Genomic DNA, 19071 nt, shown 5'->3' with positions numbered 1-19071 from the left:
TTTATAAAAGCATTTGAATAGGCGTGCTTGGTTTGTAGCGGCATTCTCTTTATATCCTTATATCTGTTTATTCGGTGCGGGGATGGATGAATTTCGCAAGGAATGCCAAGTCGAATTCAGAGATCATGAGCTGTTTTCATCTCTTCTCTTAGAATTTTCTATTCGGGAAAAACGTTTGGTTTGGGAGATAAGGGAATTCAAGGTTGAATTCCCTTATGTATGAAAGGATCAGTCAGAAAAGGTTTTTAACTTGCGGTTAATTTCCTGTAATTCCCTTTCTCCCTGTTCAAGCTGATTTTTTTGCTTTTCGATGAGCTGGGCAGGCGCGCGGCTGACAAAGTCGGGATTAGAAAGCTGGACGTTGAGTTTTTCCAAAGCAGCTTCTAATTTTTCTTTTTCTTTGCTTAAGCGCGCCTTCTCTTGTTTAAGCAATTCTTCGGGAAGAGGCAGCATGATTTTCAAGGAATGGAATACTCCCGTGCAAGCAAATCCCATTGCCGTTTCTTTGCTCTGTACTTCAATGCGTTGCGTGCGCACTAAAGCCGAGATAATGCCGATATTTTCTTTGACCGTTTGCCATTCCGGATCATCCGGTTGTCCAATGATATAAACATCGGTCGCCGTGCCGGGGGAAAGCTTCATTTCTCCGCGAATATTGCGGATCGTATAGACAACTTGCTCCATTAAAGCAAAGGTCTGGTCGATTTGAGGATTGAGGTCGCTTTCACGGATGACTTGCGGGTAAGGAGCTGTTAGGCAAGCGGGGCTTTTTAGGGCGCGAATGCATTCAATAGTATAAGGATCTGTTGCTTTGCCCTCTTCGAGGCCTTCAAACCGTTCCTTTAGAATATGGAAAAGTTCTTCGGTAATAAAAGGGGCCATTGGGTGCATCAGGCGGATAGCCTGGCAAAGAACAATAACGAGCAGTTTTTGTTTATTGATCCGCTCCGGGGCTGTTCCTATTTTTCCAAATAGAATGGGTTTTGCAATTTCAACATAATAAGCGCAGAATTCCTTCCAGAAAAAGTCATAGGCCTCTAAAGCGGCTTGATCAAATAGATAATGCTGCAAGCTATTATTTACGCTTTTTACCGTGCGGGCCAATGTTGAGAGGATCCAGCGGTCTTCTAAGCTGAGGAGGGATTCGTCCAAGCCTGTGGAGAATGAGCGTGCATCGAGAGGATGGCTGCTGAGCTCTTCATTTCCGTCCAGATTCATTAAAACAAAGCGTGCGCCGTTCCAAATTTTATTGGCAAAGTTTTTAAATTCTTCAAAGCGGCGGCGATCGAGATCAATCTGACGCGCTTGCGTGGCGCTTGCGCAAAGGGCCATTCGGACGGCGTCCGTTCCGTATTGATCGATCATTTCTAAAGGATCGATGATATTGCCCTTGGATTTGGACATTTTTTCCCATTTCGAAAAGACCTCTTTAGGGGTTGGCTTGCCCAAGTCATACTCTAAGCGCTCTTGTTCGCTGGCATAGAAAATTCCCCCTTCGGGCGAATTGCGCCAATAAGATTTGCCATAAATGAGGCCATGCAGGAATGTTTCGGGAAACGGCGCTTTTCCCATGGCGTATTTGCCCATCATGATCATGCGGGCTACCCAGAAGAATAAAATGTCATGGCCTGTCACCAGCACTGAATTGGGATAAAATTTATCCAGCTCGGGCGTCTTGTCCGGCCAGCCCAAAGTCGCAAAAGGCCATAATGCCGATGAAAACCACGTATCTAAGACATCGGGATCTTGTATCCATTCATCCGGAGCTTGCTTGACCTCTTCCGGTATGTCCGCTCCATCGTAGCAAATCAGGCGCTTGGGATCGTCTTTGTGGTACCAGATTGGAATGCGATGCCCCCACCAAAGCTGGCGGCTGATGCACCAGTCGCGCAAGTTGTCAATCCAATGGAAATAAGTGCTTTCCCAATGAGAAGGGATCAATTTGACTTCTGCCTGATCGACCGCTTCGCGAAGCTGTTTGGCAAATCCGTCCATGCGGATAAACCATTGCTTGGAAAGATAAGGCTCGATCGTCGCTTTAGAGCGGTAAGACACGCCGACGCGATGGACGTGAGGTTCGATTTTCTCTACAAGGCCAAGTTCCTTCATGCGAGCGACAACGGCTTCGCGCGCCTCTGCCATGGTCAGACCTTCGAATTCTCCTCCATTGGCATTAATTTTGCCGTCGGGAGTGAGAATATTGATGAAAGGCAGGCGATGCGTCAAGCCCATTTGATAGTCGTTCGGGTCATGCGCCGGAGTGACTTTCACCATTCCTGTCCCGAAGGCAGGGTCGACATGATGATCTGCGATAATGGGGATAGGACGGTCAACCAAAGGAAGCATGACGGTTTTGCCAATAAGGCTTGCATAGCGCTCATCCTGAGGGGAAACGGCTACCGCCGTATCTCCCAGCATTGTCTCTGGGCGGGTTGTTGCAATATGAATATAACCCGATCCATCGGCTAAGGGATACTTAAAATGCCAGAGGAAAGACTGCTTTTCTTCGTATTCTACCTCATCATCGGCTAAAGCCGTCTGTGTCACAGGATCCCAATTGACAAGATAGTCGCCTTGATAAATTAAGCCATCGTCGAACAATTTTTTGAACATGGTTCGGACGGCGCGTGTATTTCCCTCGTCCATGGTAAAGCGCTGCCTGGACCAGTCGCAAGAGCTGCCCAAGCGCTTCAGCTGTTCAATAATGCGGGTCTCGCTTTTGTCTTTCCATTCCCACACATGGACGAGGAATTCTTCGCGCGAAAAATCCTTTCTCTTTTTATTGTGCGTCCGAATGAGATGCCGTTCAACCACCATCTGTGTGGCGATACCCGCGTGGTCTGTTCCTGGAACCCATAGTGTTTCAAAACCTTGCATGCGTTTCCAACGGATAAGAATATCTTGCAAGGTGTTCACAAGCGCATGGCCCATATGCAAGACACCTGTCACATTTGGAGGGGGGATGACAATGCAATAAGCAGGTTTTGTAGAATGGGCGTCGGCGCGAAAATAGCCGCGGGCCTCCCAAAATTGATACCACTTTGCATCAATGGTTTTTGCTTCATAGGCTTTGGGTAAATCGGCCATGGGTCTCCTTATTGAGGCAATCCGGGCAGGAATGCAATCATTCAATTTATTGAAGGTTGAACTATGAATTTGACAAGGGGGATTAAAATAATCCCAACTATCGATTAATTAAGGTTTTAATACCCTCTCTAATAAAACGAAAATAATTTAGCATAAATGGGGAAGGATTTGCAACTTTCCTCTATACCGAAGTCAATCAAGCTGTGGAGGGAAATTGGTATAATTGCCTGAATTTTAATAAGGCGAATTTTAGCACATAGACGGCTACTAGAAAGGCCGAACTGACTTGGGCAATCTGGGTCAGTGTTAAATGATAGCCGGCAAGAAAGCAGATCGCCTTGGATAGCAACGCAGAGGTGGTTAAATGCAGGATTTGACCCGCTAAAGGAACAAGGGAAACAGTCCAATAAGGCTCTAGCCATTTGGCAAAGAGAGGGGCAACAAAGTGGCTAATGGTAAAGGCTATAGTCATAAAAGCCATTCCCTGGACGGGAGGAATAGACGTTAGGCAGGCCGTGCTTAAATAAGACAGTCCGGAAAAAAGGAGGAGCTGCGCAGAAAAATAATACGGATGGGTGGGCTGCGTCATCTGACCTAGCCATCTAGAAAATTCCTCTACTCTTAAAAATTCCACTCTCATCGCTTTTCCTCTCTTTTCTTTAAAAATCAGGTTAAAATATATGGTTTAATTATTATTATGGCAATTTGTGCCGGCAAGTGTGCTAAAATTTAACTTATTTCCTTAACTTATAAGGAGTTCATGATGGTTCCATTTAGGCAAAATATCGTTATCATTGGTTGCGGAAGCGTGGCTCAATGCACGTTGCCCATTTTATTTAATTTGATCGATATCTTGCCTTCTTCTGTGACTATCATTGATTTTGTAGATAATCGCTCTGCCATCGAACCTTTTATTAGGCGCGGAGTTCGCTATGAACAAGTGCGCTTGACGCAAGAAAATTATCAAGAAATATTGATAAACTGTCTTTCGCCGGGAGATTTATTGGTCGATTTAGCCTGGAATTTAGAGACGGCCAGCTTGATTGAGTGGTGCCAACAGCGCCAAGTGCGGTATATCAATACGTCCTTGGAGCTTTGGAATCCCTTTGATCATTATGCGATCAGAGATCCCCGAGAGCTAACGCTTTATCATCGGCAGATGAGGTTGAAAGACAGGCTTGCCGCTTTGGAAAAAAAAGGGCCGACAGCCATTATCGATCACGGAGCCAATCCCGGCCTCGTTTCGCATTTTGTTAAACAAGGCCTCATTGATATTGCGCAAGAGCTATTGAAACGGCCGCTTGCGGCTGAAAGACAGGTGGGGCTTGAGCAGGCTCTTCACCATTTAGATTTCCCTCGCTTGGCTCAAGCGATTGGGTTGAAAACCATCCATATTTCGGAAAGGGACACCCAAATCGCCAACGATCCCAAGCGTGTCAATGAATTCGTCAATACGTGGAGCGTGGAAGGCATCATTGAAGAAGGAATGGCGCCGTCGGAGATTGGATGGGGCACGCACGAAAGGCAACTCCCTCCAGGAGCTCTCTTGCATTCAAAGGGGCCTGGCAATCAAATTTGCCTGTCTCAAAAAGGCATTCATACATGGGTCCGCTCCTGGGTACCTAGCGGCCCGATTGTCGGAATGGTGATCCGTCATGGAGAGGCGTTCAGCCTATCCCAATTTTTAACAGTCTATCAAGACGGGCAAACCGTCTACCGGCCCACTGTGCATTACGCTTATTGTCCTTGTGACTCGACCATTAATTCCCTGCAGGAATTGCATATGCGGGCTTACCGCCCTCAAAAAGAAAGGCGCATCTTATCGCATGAAATTCTTTCCGGAAGCGATGAATTGGGATGTCTATTGATGGGACATGATTTAAAGGCGTGGTGGATTGGGAGCATTCTAGATATAGAAGAAGCGCGGCGGCTTGTGCCAGGCCAAAACGCTACAACGGTTCAAGTTGCAATAGGAGTGGTTGCGGCTATTATTTATGCGATTCGGCATCCGCAAGAAGGCTGTTGCCTTCCCGATGATTTGAATTACCAAGAGATCATGGAAATCGCCAAGCCTTATTTAGGCCAATTCCTCTCGCAGCAAGTGGATTGGTCGCCTTTGTCAGATGTCCAAGCCTTTCTTCCCTTTAATGCAAGTTTGCCCAAAGAAGAGGATGAATGGCAATTTGCCACTTTCAGGGTTTAAGCTAATGATCTAGGTTCGCGTTCTTTTTTCCCCTTAAGCGACGTGAATTAGCGGGCAATCGTCACTCCCTATTGCCCGCTATCTGATGTCAGATTCCCCGAGAGAATCTCCTTTCAAATATAGGTGATTCTGAATTTAATACATTCTCTAAAAGGCTTTGTGCGTAGCCTATACCGAAGCAGTCGAGGTAGATTCGCGCGCAAGGCCCCTTCTTAGAATAATGCTGCTGATTGCAAATGCGGCTATTGCCAGAGGGTGAATGGAATATTGGGTTAAGCGCGAAAAGACTAGATTAAATGTCAGCATGGAGGTGCCGGTAATAAAATCAAGGACATAATTCTTTATTCTAATTTGATCGTTGTCTAAAGGAGGAGAATCTGCCTGAATGCGTCGGTTAACGAATGCCGTAATTTTATAAATAAGCGCGAACATGGCTAGATTGGCTCCCAAAATGACGGCCACGGCATAGCGATCGCTTTCTTGCATGCGGGAAGGGATGCTTTTGATGTAGACGACAGCTCGTCCTGTCCATTTTCCTACTTTTCCGGCCCACTCGCTGGTTATATCGGCTGATGTCTGGGTGGTTACTTTAATTTTATCGAAGACTTTCGATGCCCAATTTTGAGAGTATAAGCTTATGTTCATTGTAAAACTCCTTGTTTAGAAGGATGTTGTATAATAAAAGGTCACGTGTTTAACAGAAGAGCGATTCTCCGGCAAGTAAAATTAAATTTGCCCTCTTCCTTACTTTAATGCATTTTTTCTATAGCTAATTCTTTAATCTGTTAAGGAGTGGTAAGAATATAGCGGCGGGCATGGAAAAAAAGGGCCGTGCAAAGCGTGCCGTCTAATTCTATGCCTTCTTCAATGGTCCGATTCAGCTGTTCAGCAGATAAAAGGCGTGTTTGAATGACTTCTGAAGGTTCAAGCTTGGGCTTCGAATGAAGGACGGCATTTTTTGCTTTGATATAAAATGTTTTTTGCGCACTGACTCCCGCATAGGGGAAAGCGCTTCCTATCAGCTCAAATGAATCAGCTCGATAGCCTGTCTCTTCTTCAAATTCCCGGGCAGCGGACTCTAGCGGATCTTCTCCTTCATCGATGTAACCTCCTGGACATCCCAATAAAATCTTTCCTGTCGGATGGCGGTATTCTTCAATGAGCACATAGGATTCTTCCGGAGTCGTTGCCAAGATGACAACAGCGAAAGGGCGGGTGAGCAAAGAATAATAGCGGTAAGGAGGCTGTTGACCCTTGCGCAACATATCTCGCCGGATCTTAATTAAAGATTCCTCAAAGACCAGGCGGCTTTCTTCAATAACGGGTAAGGGGAAAGGTTGATTACTCATCGATAGAAATAAATTGTTGTTGGTAAAGTTTTAAGAAATGGAGTTTTTTATCCTCTTCTCCTGAACAATGATAATAGAGAATTAATTGCCGGTAAAGCTGTCTTTTTTCCCAAAGAAACGCCTTATCGAGCCAATTCTCTGGAAGATTTTCAATGAGGAAGTGGCTGGCCAATGTCCACGTGCGCGGATAGGAAACGGGCAGCAAACCGGTAAAATGGATGTGAGCCATCTCTTTCCCTTCTGTCCCCTGTAGCCAGCATCCATATAAAAAGTGTAGAAGGGTAGAGTCTTGATTGAGCAATTCGACAGGATAAACATAGATAATTTCGCCTGCGCTTTGCCAATTTTTTTCTAATAAATAGGCCCAGATACGCTTACAGTTAAGCCGAAGCTGAGAATCAAAGGAGAGTTCGCATTGTTCCAAGACCGGTGTGCAGGCATGGACCCATTCGGTCTGGAATTGATCCAATGCGTGATCCATAAAATAGAGAATTGAGCGCAACTCATGCGGTTCGATTCGTGTCAACGGGCGCTGATAAAAGTGTTTAAATGTTTCCTCAAGGGAATAAACATGGCAGGCAAAGGTTCCTTCCAGCCATGTCCAATTGAGGGCAGGCGAAACGGATAAGTGAGAGCGAACCTCCTCAAACTTTTCTTGCGCATATTTCCAAGCGCCCAGTTCAAGTAGGCAAAAAAGGGCATTTCCCAGCTCTGGTAAAAAGGAGAGATCGCCTTGGAGCAATTCTTGAATAATTTCTCCTAAAGTATAAGGCTTGGCCAGCCAAAAGGCCAACGGAATGGCAAGCCGCATAGAGGAATGCATATGCTGCTTGGAAGAGGTTTCATCGATAAAGGGTAGGATCTCCCAGTGCTTTTGCAAACTTGTAAATAAGCGGCGTGTATGGGTGTCAATGGCGGAAGCGGGGAGATGGCGGACGGATAGAAGAGTAAAGCGATAGGTGGCAATGCGTTGCTGGCGTGAAACTTCATGCAGGCGAGAAATAATCTGCTCTTGAAGGACAGGCATTAAAGGGTGTTTGGGGTAGCGCCGATAGGCTAGCTCGAAGCATTTAATTTCCTCTTCATTATCTCCGAGCGCCTGGTACACCAAAGATTTGCCCAAGTATTCAAACGGGGCTCCGGGCGTATGATGCAGCCTTTCGAATTCCTGCAAAGCCTGATCGAGCAAGGCATTCTTATCAGCTGCCGTTTGGGCTTGCTCGAGCAAAGTCAGGCCGCTACGAAAAATGGCCTCACGGCCTTCGGCGCGATCGGGAAACAGGTAGGCGATGCGGCGGTACTCGCTTAGCGCTTGCGGATAATCCCGATGGGCCAAGAACGCGTCTGGTACGGCCAAGCAATTGACCATGATGTTCAAGTTCCCAACTGAGACCTGCAAGGGGCTGATATCAAAATCGGCATCGCGCGACAGCATGCCGATATGGGTGCCGGTAAGGGGAATATGGGCAATATAAGAAAATTGAAGGGCATCATTAATATAAAAATGGATTGTCTCTTCAATTTTTTCAATCCGGATGCGGTGCCATTGTTGTCGCTTTAAGAAAATGTCGGGAGCATGGACGACTTCGACATTGGATCGCAGAAGTTTTGTGGAACGATTATTATCGCATCCCAGCCAGAGGCAATAGCCTTCGTTGAGGTAAGTCCGTTCGCTGGCCTCTGGAATACTGATTAAAAATCCAATGCCGTGGCCGTGTTCGCCTATGCATACATCGGCTTCGACCTTTATGTTGCCCGGAAAGGACTGCTGGGAGATCATCAAGCTGACCCATTCTGCCTCTTCCGTGACTCTTGTGATGGCGATATGTTCGGCAATGAGGATGTTCTCTTGGAATTCCCAGTCTTTTTTTTGCTTAATATCCAGTTGAGCGAGTTGGAACCACTCGGACCGTCCTTCGATATAGTTTTCTAAATCTCTAATCAAATCATCGACCGATTGATAGCGTTCTTGCAGATTGCGAGACAGGCATTTCTCGGTGAAGCGGGCCAGCATCCGCGGAACGTCCCGGTAGGGAGCGGCAAGGACAGGATCGATCCATTCTTCTTTGTTCAGATTTTTCCTAAACTCTTCCAGCGTTCCTCTTTTAAATGGGCTTTGCAAAGTCAGGAGCTGGTAGAGGATAACGCCTAAAGAATAAATATCTGTTTGAATGGTTGCCGGTTGGCCAAGGGCCCGCTCGGGCGCCATATAGGCAATCGTGCCCACCACTTTTCCCATTCGTGTAATGTTGGCCTGCCTTTTTAAAGAAGGAGGGTGGTTGCCGGGTAGCTCTTCTTCAGATGCGCCATTCAGGAATTTGGCCAATCCCCAGTCTAAAATCAATACTTCGCCATATTTTCCAACAATGATGTTCTCGGGCTTTAAATCACGATGGATGACGCCTTTGGAGTGCGCATAAGCGACGGCTTGGCAAATGGTGAGGAAGATGCGCATTAAAGCGGGGATGGAGCCTCCAATGTGATCCAACTTTTCTCCCTTTTTCTCCTGCTGGCGGGTCTTGCGGATGATCTGCTTGAGCGTCTCGCCTTCTACGAAGGGCATTGTATAATAAGCCTGTTCGGATTGGATGGTATAAATGGGAATAATAGCCGGGTGAGTGAGCTGGCACGTAATATGGGCCTCTTTCAAAAAGCGATGGCGGATCTGAGGATGATCCAGCAGATCTGTTCGAATTCTTTTTAAGGCAATGTTGCGGTTGCAAGAGGTATCATAGGCTAAAAAGACTTCTCCCATCCCGCCTTTGCCAATGCTTTTAACAATTTTATAACTATCAGTCTGTGTAGGGGTAAAAGGAAGTTCCAAGTCATTTTGCGGTTTTCCGCAAAAAGGACAAAAAGCTGGAGGATGCGCCAGAGAGAGGGTGCAGCTTTGTTTACAAAATGCACAAGTAAAAGAAATGGGATTAGGCTGATTCTGCATGATGAAATTTTAAACTTAAATTAGCAACAAAAGCAAATGGATGGGTCTGCTTGCCGTCATATTAAATTAATAAAGGCAAAAAGCAAAGCTATATATGATAAGTGAGAATGTAAAATATTTGATTATCAAAGGCAAGGACGAGGGATGGGCTACCGGATCATGTGAGATAGGCAAGGGGAAAAGGAGAATTAAAGCTGAATAAGGATCGCATGGTCTTCTGTGTGCGTTAGAAAATGGGCATTTCTAAAGGGCAAGAGGCAATTTTAATGCCTCTTGCGCCTTAATGAGGGAAGACTGGATTAGAGTTAACCTAGAACTATCGCGGCATTATTCCTCAAGCGGTCGCTTGCATGCGGCAAGGCGAGAGGATTTTGCCTGACGGCTTTTAGGACGGTATCGGAGTGGTCTTTGGCGTTCGGGCCGGCGAATTCCAGAGCAAGCCCGTCTCTTTCAACGGCTGCATCAACGATAAAAATGCTATTTTTCAAGTGATCGCTTGCCTGTTGCAGGGCGAAAGGATCTTGCCTCACAATTTATAAGACCATATCGAAATGGTCTCTGACGTTTGGGCTGGTGAATTCCAATCTTGTCACCGGTCTCGCGTTGTTGTCTACTTGTGCCGTTCGGCTAAACCGATTTCTATTTAATAAATCAAATAAAGCAATACAGATATTTCCGAGAAAGGGAACTAACAAAATTGCACATCTAACACTATTTTTCTCTTTTATATGCCTGAAATAATGATCTTGGATTTGAGCTGTAGAAAAATTTTTGAGAACATATTTTTGAAATAAAGTAACTAAATTTGTGGCTATGCTAACAAAGGGATGTAATCGGCATAACGATCAAAATTAATTAATTTTGAAGAAACTGTATTCATTATTTTAATTTCCTATTTAAATGAAATATAATATTATAATAAAAATATAAAACAATTACATTATAAATAAGAGTGCAAAAACAATGATATACAGTTTAAAATTAGAGTTAATCGTTCATAAACGATTAGCGAGTTGTAGGGCTTTCCATAACTCGCGCGCTTCTATTGACGCATTTTGGACCAGGCAATTGGATCCAAGCTCCTCTTCAAAATATACTCCTGTCATAGAAGCATAAGAAGCGGCCATTTGGTAGAATAAAGCATTAATTCCATGCTCATCCCTTTCTGGCAAGGTATAACGAAAGCCGCAATGCAAAGGAGTAAAATAAGCCTGCCTCCATGCCTTGCGGGCTGCAAGGATGGCCTCTTCAGTTGTCGCTCCCCAAACGGGGGTTTCGGTTTCTTGTCCCGCTGCCTCTTCTTTAAACCAAACATAGCGATAGGGATCTAGCTGGCGTAAAAAAAGATAGGCCGGTTGCTCGTTTTGTTCTTGTATGCGCGCGACGTGGATCAGACGGGATTTAAAAGCATTCATTTTTCTTCTTCCTATCGCTCTCTCTTACCTTTCTTTAGAATCCTCATTAGCATGAAAAGACCGGAAATGCAGACGCTGCCCGCTGATATAGACATATTCGCGCAAAATTAAATAAATTCCAAAGAGGACGAAAAGAAGAGGAAATAATAAGGAAAAAGCCATTCCCGCCAAGGTGATAATGCTTAATAAACCTAGAAGAACAAGCGTAATAAAAAAGTTGGAGCGCTTGCCTGTTAAAAATTGTCTTAAAGCAAAAGATAATCCGATTGCAAAGAGAATGCCTGGCCACCAAGCACCTGTATAAAACAGGACTCCCAATAAAATTAGAAAAATACCATTAGAAATGCTGTCTGCCTTTCGCTTAGGCATAAAGGGAAATTTAAACATGTTTCCTCCTCCTTTGCTGGACTTATCATATGAGAGCAAGTAATAAAAATAAAGAATAAGAGACTGTTGTCGAATTCATAATAGTCTATATTTGAATTTTTTTCCCAGGGACACTCCCTAGAAAGAAGCCCGAATCCGGTAAAAAAATTTAAATGGAGGGCGTTAGAACAACATAGGAGCAGGCATAAATCAGCTAGTATGTTACCATAGAATTAATAAGATGTTAAAATTTCTTAATTAAAAATTGATTGTTTTAAAAAAATATAATCAATATAATATGTTTTAATAATAAAAGCAGGTGCCTTATGGAAATTAAAAATGAAGTGCTAGATCAAATTTTTAATTCGGGTGAATTTCAAGACAAGAGCGATGTCAAAGTTTCTCTTTTTGTTATTTCTAAAAAGTCTCCCACTTTAAAACTGTTAAATTTAGAGGGATTGTCTCCTGAAAAGCGGCTGGAAAAGTTAAGAAAAGTTGCGCAAGATAACCGTTTTGTTGCCGTAGTCGAAAAGGGCGATGTCTTGTATGCGCACGTCAGTCCGCAATTTGCTGAGCGTTTGAGCACAGCCCAGGATTTATCCATCAATGGTAAAAAAGTAGCTGTTAAAGCTTTGAGCGAATCGGAATACGAGCGTTTGGCTGTTGTTGGGGAAACATTTGAAGATTATATTCGCCTAAATCCAGAAGAAGGCCTTCAAGAAGAGAAAAATCGCCAAGAAGATTCCAGAGATCGCCGCAACTCCGGCCGTTCTTATGTGCGCCAATATTTTGCAAAGGAAAATTTGTTAAGTGACGTCTTGAAAATGGATCTCATGATTCTTCAGATGCGCAATATTCCAGAGAAAATCAAGCTAGCCTTTTTGCAAAAAATGAATGAGATGCAGCGCGAAATTGATCGCAGAAAGAGAGAAGAGGCTGCCAAGAATGCAGATAAAAAATACGATATTTTGCAAACAGACCTCAGAAAGCGCATCGTTAAAGAAGAAGTGATCAAGGAAGAGGTAAAACATCAGAATACCAAACTTGAGCAAGTCGCGACCGCCTCGCGCAAAAAAGCGCGTGAAGAAGAACCTGGAATCGTTCCTGCTCCGAAGAAGCGCAAAGCCTAGATTGCCAATTCGTAAGTAAATCTTAAAAGATAGAGCGCCTGGAGGGAAAAGGTTAATATTTTCCCTCCAGGCGCTTTTTTTTGTCCTAACGGTGTTTCTAAATTGTCAAAACACTCTTTAAATAGCGCCCTGTATAGGAATTGGATACTTTGGCGACTTCCTCAGGCGTTCCTGTACAGACAATATGGCCGCCTTTTTCTCCAGCTTCAGGTCCAAGATCAATCACATAGTCGGCATTTTTGATCATATCCAAATTGTGCTCGATCATAATCATCGTATTTCCCTTATCAACCAAACGGTGGAGTACGGGAAGGAGCTTTTGGATATCGTCGCTATGCAGCCCGGTTGTCGGCTCATCAAGCAAATAGAGCGTCCGTCCGGTAGAGCGCTTGGCCAGCTCGCGGCTTAGCTTAAGCCGCTGCGCTTCTCCTCCTGAAAGGCTAGCTGTTTCCTGTCCGAGCTTGAGATAGCCCAATCCAACGGCAATCAGCGTGTCTAAAATGCGGATGATGCGCGGATGATTTTGAAAGGCTATGCGCGCCTCATTGACCGTCATATCAAGATATTGGCCAAAATTTTTGCCCCCGAACATCACTTCCAGGCTGACAGGATTGAGTCGCAAGCCCTGGCAGTCTTCGCAGACGACTTTGACGGCGGGAAGAAAATGCATCTCTATGCGGCGATAGCCGAGGCCCCAGCATGATGAGCACATCCCTTTGCGATGGTTATAGCTAAAATGTTTGGGCTGCAATCCCTTGGTTTTTGCTGCCGGCAAAGTGACAAAGAAGTCCCGTATGCGGGACAGCACATCGACATACGTGCCCACGTCCGAGCGAATGGTGTGGCCGATGGGATCTTGGTCGATGGAAATGACCTTATCGAAGTGGGAGAGACCGGATACGGTCGCTCCTTCGATGACAAGGGAATCTCCAGATAGGCGCCGCTCGATTGCCGGCAAGAGAATTTGCTGTAACAGTGTAGATTTTCCCGAGCCGGACACGCCTGTCAGGCAGGTCAAGGCGCCAAGGGGAATCTCGATTTCCACGTTCTTCAAGTTATTCTTTTTGGCATTTTGGATGACCAGTTGCCCTTTATTGAGGCTGCGCCGCTTAGCCGGAATGGAAATGGCCTTCTTTCCGGATAAATAGGCGCCGGTCAAAGACTGAGCGCTGCGCTGGATCTGCTTTAAGGTTCCGCGCGCTGTAATATGGCCGCCTTGCTCGCCTGACTGCGGACCGAAATCTAACAAATAATCGGCCATCCCAATCGTCAATGGGTCGTGTTCAACTAAGAGAAGCGTGTTGCCTAGCGCCTTGAGCTTTTGCAAGGCTTGATTGAGGCGGGCATTGTCTTGAGGATGAAGGGCAATGGTCGGCTCGTCGAGGACATACAACACGCCTGTCAGGCCGCTTCCCAATTGGCGGGCCAGGCGGATGCGTTGGGCTTCTCCTCCACTTAGGGAAGGCGCCCGTCTTTCTAGGGACAGATACTGCAAGCCCACTTCGCATAGGAAATCTAGGCGATTGAGCAATTGGGTATACACTTCTTCCAGCAATTTGAATTCTTCGGGTGCCATGCGAAGGCTGCGAATAAAGTTCCGGGCTTGTTCAATGGGCAGGCGGCATAGGTCTTGGATCGCCAAGCCTTCAAGGGTCACATGACGGGCTAAAGGATTGATGCGCGCGCCTTGGCAGGATAGGCAATTTTGCTCTTGCAAAAGAGGGATAATGGCTTCGCGCTTTTCTGTCGCAGCGCTTTTTCCTGCCTTGGCTAGAACGTGATTGATTCCCGTCCAGCGATAGCGCAAACCATTGGAAGCTGTATACCAGCGATCTTCCGGGGCCCCTTGCAGGATGAGCTGAATTTTGTCGACGGGAAGCTGGCGCAAAGGACAATAAGGATCGATGCCTTCTTCGTCGAGGAATTGGTCGACAAATGCAAAGGCGGCTTGACTGAATTCGTCTTGCCAGAGGCTGCGCATCAGGCCGATCATGGAGAGGGAGAGGACATCGGCGTGGTGAGAGAGGTTCGCGCCGTATTGATAGCCAAGTCCCAAGCAATCGGGGCACATGCCTTCTGATGTGTTGAATGCAAAGGTATGAGGAGTGATCTCGGGGTAAGATTTGCCCGTGCTTTCGACGGCAAAGGATAAATTGAAGGGAACATCCCGTTTATCGCGCATGACAGTTAGCTTTCCGCCGCCTATCGCCGCGGCATTTTCTATTGCCTCGAATAGCCGCGCCTTCATGGAAGAGTCGACTTTTAAGCGGTCAATGACCAAGTACAGTTCGTTCTTGCGTTTGCGATCGAAAGGAATCGCCAATTCTCCTTCCTGTTCAAGGTTAAAGAACTCTCCGTTGAGGCGGATGCGCAGGAATCCTTGGCGTTTGAAGCGCAGCAAGACATCGTCAAATTTCTCATTTTTCTGCAGCTCGATCGGAGCGAGAATATGCAATTTCTCGCCGGCTGGATAAGAGAGAATGCGCTCGACTACATTTTCTTTGCTGATGGCCTTGATCACTTCACCTGTCTCGGGACAGTGCGGCACCCCCAAGCGGGCAAATAAAATGCGCAAATAATCGTAGACTTCCGTCATTGTTCCCACCGTGCTACGCGGATTGCCCGCATGCGCCTTTTGCTCAATTGCAATGGCGGGAGAAAGGCCGTTGACTTGCGCCACTTTTGGCTTAGGCATCTGTTTGACAAATTGGCGGGCATAAGGGGAAAGCGACTCGATATAGCGCCGTTGGCCTTCGGCATAAATGGTTTCAAAAGCCAAGGAAGACTTGCCCGATCCGGAAGGGCCCGTAAAAACAGTAATTTTTTCGCGCGGAATAGTCGCATTGATTTGCTTGAGGTTGTTCTGCTCGGCGCCGACGACTGTAATGTCGCGAATGAGGGCAGAGTCACGCGCTTTCTGCGTTTGACGGCGCAGCTTGCCTTTTTGCAGTGCGGTTTGAATTTTCTCCTCGATATTCGGAAAAAGCGCATGCCGGACTGCATGGCCTGTCGGCGTATCTAATTTGGCAATTTGCTCTGGATGCCCTTTGGCGACGATTTGTCCTCCCATTGCTCCGCCTTCCGGCCCTAAATCGATAATCCAATCTGCCGTTTTGACAACATCCATGTTGTGCTCGATGACAAGCACGGTATTGCCTTTTTCGACAAGGGTATGAAGAACTTTTAGGAGGTGTTCAATGTCATGAAAATGAAGTCCTGTCGTTGGCTCGTCCAAAATATAAAGCGTTTTTCCCGTCGCCGGACGCACGAGCTCTTTGGCTAGCTTAATGCGCTGAGCTTCTCCGCCGGATAAAGTCGTGGACGATTGACCAAGCTTGATGTACTCCATTCCGACTTGCTGCAGCGTCTCTAGCTTATGCTTGATTGAAGGAATGGAGTCGAAAAATTCCAAAGCCTCGGATACATCCATTTCCAAAATGTCGTAAATGTTTTTTCCTTTATAGAGAACGGACAGCGTTTCGGGATCGAAGCGTTTGGTCTTACATAAAGGGCAATCCACCCAGGCGTCTTCCATAAAGTCCATGTCGACTTTTACCATTCCCATTCCCTCGCATTGCGAACAGGAGCCTTCTTTTACATTGAAGCTGAATCGCCCTGGCTTATAGCCTCTTGCCTGGCTTTCGGGCAGTTGGCTAAAAAGGTCACGGATTTCATCGAATAGTTTAATATAGGTGGCGGGATTGGAACGAGGGTTGCGGCCAATGGGAGATTGGTCTATTGCAATGACCTTGTCGACCAGCTCCATGCCTTTAATGGATTGATGGGGACCGACAAAGTGCTCGCCTCCATGCAGTTCATTGGAGAGGGCCGGATAAAGGATGTCTGTAATCAAAGAGGATTTGCCCGATCCCGATACTCCCGTTACAGCTACGAAAAGTCCTAAAGGAATCTTGGCATCGACATTTTTAAGGTTGTGATGGCTGGCTCCCTTGATTTCCAATTCGCTTTTCTGGGGCTTGCGCCTTTTTTTGGGAATTGGGATTTGGCGCCTGCCCGTTAGATAATCTCCCGTTAAAGAATGAGGGCTTTCAATTAAGTCCGTTAAGTCACCGTTGACAATGATTTGGCCGCCTTTCACTCCTGCGCCCGGGCCAAAGTCCACGATGCGGTCAGCCTCCCAAATGGTCTCCTCATCGTGTTCGACGACAATCACCGTATTGCCCATATTGCGCAAGTGCTTGAGCGTCTCGATCAGTTTGCGGTTGTCGCGCGGATGCAAGCCGATGGAAGGTTCGTCCAATATATAGGTAATGCCGACTAGGCCGCAGCCGATTTGCGAGGCAAGGCGGACGCGCTGGGCCTCTCCTCCGGAAAGGGTAGGGGCCGTTCGATTCAGCGCCAAATAATGCAAGCCGACTTCCATCAAAAACTGAAGGCGTTGACGAATTTCTTTGAGCAGTTCCTCGGCTATCAATCTCTCTTGTTCAGACAAGCGGAGGTTTTCAAAGAACTGCTGACAGTCAGCGACGGTCATTTCTGTCAATTCGCTGATGCGTTTGCCTTGCAACAGCGTCGCGGCAGGATAAGGCTTTAAGCGCTGCCCTTGGCAGTCGGGGCACGTTTGGATGCTCATGAGCTTTTGCATCTTTTTGCGGTAGTTTTCGCTTTTTGCTTCTGCAAAACGGCTATGAGCGTCGTGCAAAACACCTTTCCATTGAATATGATCGGTCCAGCGCGCACCCGTCACGGGATGCACAAAGTGCATGCGCGTCCATTTTTTGTCCGTTCCATATAAGAAGACTTTGCGGGCTTGGGCCGATAAGCGTTTCCAAGGCGTATGGACGCTAAAGTGATATTGTTCGGCCAAATTGTCGTAAATATTGCCATAGCGGACAGTTTGATAAGAGCTGGCAATTGAACAGCAGTCCTCAGCAATGCTCAAGTTTGGGTCAATGATCATGTCTAGGTTGAATTCATGAATCGTTCCCATGCCGTGGCAGCGAGGGCACATGCCGGACGGACTGTTAAAAGAAAAATCATGCGGTTCAAGAGATGTATAGGAAAGGCCTGACTTTGGAGAGTAGGCATGCATAGAAAATAGCTGCTCATTTTGCGAATCGGCATCCAGTACGCTGCATACGCCTTGACCGAGCTGAAGCGCCTGGCTAAGGGAATCGGCAATGCGCGAATAGGCATTGGGATCGACAGTTAATCGGTCGATCACGACATCGACGTCGTGTGCGACATTGCCATCTAAAACAAGCTCGTCTGTCAGATTGATGATTTGGCCGTCCACACGAGCACGCATGAATCCTTTGCGGATGAGATCTTGAAAGTCTTCTTTGAATTCAGCCTTTTTTCCATGCGCATAAGGAGCCAGTATAATCAATTTTGTACGCGCGGGCAGGTTTTGGACTGATTTAATAATGCGCTCGCGGCTTTGCGGCGTAACAGGCTCTCCGCTGACAGGACAATGAGGAATGCCTATCCGGGCATAAAGAACGCGCAAGTAGTCATAAATTTCGGTCAATGTCCCAACCGTCGAACGGGGATTGCGGCCTGCAGTTTTCTGTTCAATAGAAATTGTGGGGGAAATACCGCTGGCATGCTCGAGGTCCGGCTTGGCCAGTTCGCCCAATTGGCGCCTTGCAAAAGTGGACAGGGATTCGACATAGCGCCTTTGGCCTTCCGTATAAATGGTGTCAAATGCCAAAGAGGACTTTCCGGAACCCGATACGCCTGTAAAAACAATGAGCTCGTTTTTATCAAGCGTCAAATCCACGGATTTCAAGTTGTGAACGCAAACTTTTTTTAAAACAATATTTTCGTGATTCATATTCAGCTACTTGTGAAAATTTAAGCAATAAGCATAGCATAAAATTCAATGCAAGAAAACGAATAAATCTAAGGAGTGAAGAAAAGGCTTGTAATCGTTGGGAATAAGCGGGATGAAAATGAGGGAACAGGGCTATTTATACAAACAACCCATCTGGACATATTAATTATAATCGTTTTAAATTTTTAAAACAAGCTGTTGAACCTAAAGTAATTAAAAAGAGAGTTTAGCGAGTTGTCGACTCATTAACTCTACGCTTGTTCAGCAGCCGTTCGCTCAAGCTGCTGAACAAGCCCTTTTACGCCCTAGGCGTATTGCCCATATGGATGAAGGGGAATTGGCGATATGCCCTAGAAATGCCAGTTGCCTTATTTAATCGGAACAGGGTCATGAAAATAGAGTGTATATTCGGCTGGACCAATCCGTCCGGTCTGCTCGTATTTTACATCAATCTGTAGATGGTGCTGATTGGTCGTGATTTCATATCCAGCGTCATTCTTTTGAATGGCAACAAGGACTTCGCCGGAATGCAGCTTTTCTCCAAATTCTTTGCTTGTCAAAATGGACTTAATCTCTCGGACTCCCTCATAAAGAGGAGGCAAAAGCGCATATCCGGAAGTGGAGGATAAAAGTAAAAAGGCCGCAGCTGCCCAAATCATTTTTCTCATATAGCACCTTAATTTATGCGTTTATACTCAAGGAATCGACTTCATTTAGAAACAAATTTTTTCTTATTTGCCTATTCAGGAATCTAACTTTGCTCATCCATCTTTCTTTTATCAA

12 protein-coding genes are annotated in these 19071 nt (G+C 46.1%); 2 read left to right on the top strand and 10 right to left on the bottom strand.

What is annotated here, in order from left to right; all coding sequences use genetic code 11:
• Window positions 1-228: 228 nt before the first annotated feature.
• Together BN3769_RS05240 and BN3769_RS05235 are read right to left on the bottom strand one after the other, a co-directional pair.
• Window positions 229-3087 (bottom strand): valine--tRNA ligase, encoded by a 2859-nt coding sequence (locus BN3769_RS05240; protein ID WP_068468282.1) that lies wholly within the window; start codon window positions 3085-3087, stop codon window positions 229-231.
• A 196-nt stretch (window positions 3088-3283) separates the two neighbouring features.
• Window positions 3284-3727 (bottom strand): hypothetical protein, encoded by a 444-nt coding sequence (locus BN3769_RS05235; RefSeq protein ID WP_068468280.1) that lies wholly within the window; start codon window positions 3725-3727, stop codon window positions 3284-3286.
• 120 nt (window positions 3728-3847) lie between these two features.
• On the opposite strand from BN3769_RS05235, the gene BN3769_RS05230 reads away from it, so the two are divergent.
• Window positions 3848-5290, top strand: a complete 1443-nt coding sequence (locus tag BN3769_RS05230) for a saccharopine dehydrogenase C-terminal domain-containing protein (protein WP_228840623.1) — start codon at window positions 3848-3850, stop codon at window positions 5288-5290.
• 168 nt (window positions 5291-5458) lie between these two features.
• On the opposite strand, the gene BN3769_RS05225 is transcribed toward BN3769_RS05230, so the two are convergent.
• The 6 genes from BN3769_RS05225 to BN3769_RS05200 all read right to left on the bottom strand — a co-directional run bounded on the left by BN3769_RS05225 (window position 5459) and on the right by BN3769_RS05200 (window position 11382).
• The gene (locus BN3769_RS05225) at window positions 5459-5935 is read right to left on the bottom strand and encodes a hypothetical protein (protein ID WP_068468276.1); all 477 of its coding nucleotides are present in this window, start codon (window positions 5933-5935) and stop codon (window positions 5459-5461) included.
• Between the two features lie 140 nt (window positions 5936-6075).
• Window positions 6076-6639, bottom strand: a complete 564-nt coding sequence (locus tag BN3769_RS05220) for an NUDIX hydrolase (RefSeq protein WP_068468274.1) — start codon at window positions 6637-6639, stop codon at window positions 6076-6078.
• The gene (pknD, locus tag BN3769_RS05215) at window positions 6632-9580 is read right to left on the bottom strand and encodes a serine/threonine-protein kinase PknD (RefSeq protein WP_068468272.1); all 2949 of its coding nucleotides are present in this window, start codon (window positions 9578-9580) and stop codon (window positions 6632-6634) included. The genes BN3769_RS05220 and pknD overlap by 8 nt, the downstream gene beginning before the upstream one ends.
• 305 nt (window positions 9581-9885) lie before the next feature.
• Entirely contained in the window at window positions 9886-10110 is a 225-nt protein-coding gene (locus BN3769_RS05210; protein WP_068468269.1) for a DUF4116 domain-containing protein, read from the bottom strand.
• A 465-nt stretch (window positions 10111-10575) separates the two neighbouring features.
• Window positions 10576-10995, bottom strand: coding sequence for a hypothetical protein (locus tag BN3769_RS05205; RefSeq protein ID WP_068468267.1), 420 nt, complete (start codon window positions 10993-10995; stop codon window positions 10576-10578).
• Between the two features lie 24 nt (window positions 10996-11019).
• Entirely contained in the window at window positions 11020-11382 is a 363-nt protein-coding gene (locus tag BN3769_RS05200) for a hypothetical protein (protein WP_068468264.1), read from the bottom strand.
• Between the two features lie 305 nt (window positions 11383-11687).
• On the opposite strand from BN3769_RS05200, the gene BN3769_RS05195 reads away from it, so the two are divergent.
• Complete coding sequence (locus tag BN3769_RS05195) at window positions 11688-12491, top strand: hypothetical protein (RefSeq protein ID WP_068468262.1); 804 nt, start codon at window positions 11688-11690, stop codon at window positions 12489-12491.
• A 97-nt stretch (window positions 12492-12588) separates the two neighbouring features.
• On the opposite strand, the gene uvrA is transcribed toward BN3769_RS05195, so the two are convergent.
• Both uvrA and BN3769_RS05185 read right to left on the bottom strand, forming a co-directional pair.
• Entirely contained in the window at window positions 12589-18288 is a 5700-nt protein-coding gene (gene uvrA / locus BN3769_RS05190; RefSeq protein ID WP_068468260.1) for an excinuclease ABC subunit UvrA, read from the bottom strand.
• A 368-nt stretch (window positions 18289-18656) separates the two neighbouring features.
• On the bottom strand, window positions 18657-18956 hold the full coding sequence (locus tag BN3769_RS05185; protein WP_068468258.1) for a hypothetical protein: 300 nt from the start codon (window positions 18954-18956) through the stop codon (window positions 18657-18659).
• Window positions 18957-19071: the final 115 nt, after the last annotated feature.

The sequence above is a fragment of the Candidatus Protochlamydia phocaeensis genome (assembly GCF_001545115.1).
Taxonomy (GTDB): Bacteria; Chlamydiota; Chlamydiia; order Chlamydiales; family Parachlamydiaceae; genus Protochlamydia_A; species Protochlamydia_A phocaeensis.
The sequence above is the reverse complement of the archived record's forward strand: the minus strand, read 5'-3'. Positions and strand labels throughout refer to the sequence as shown.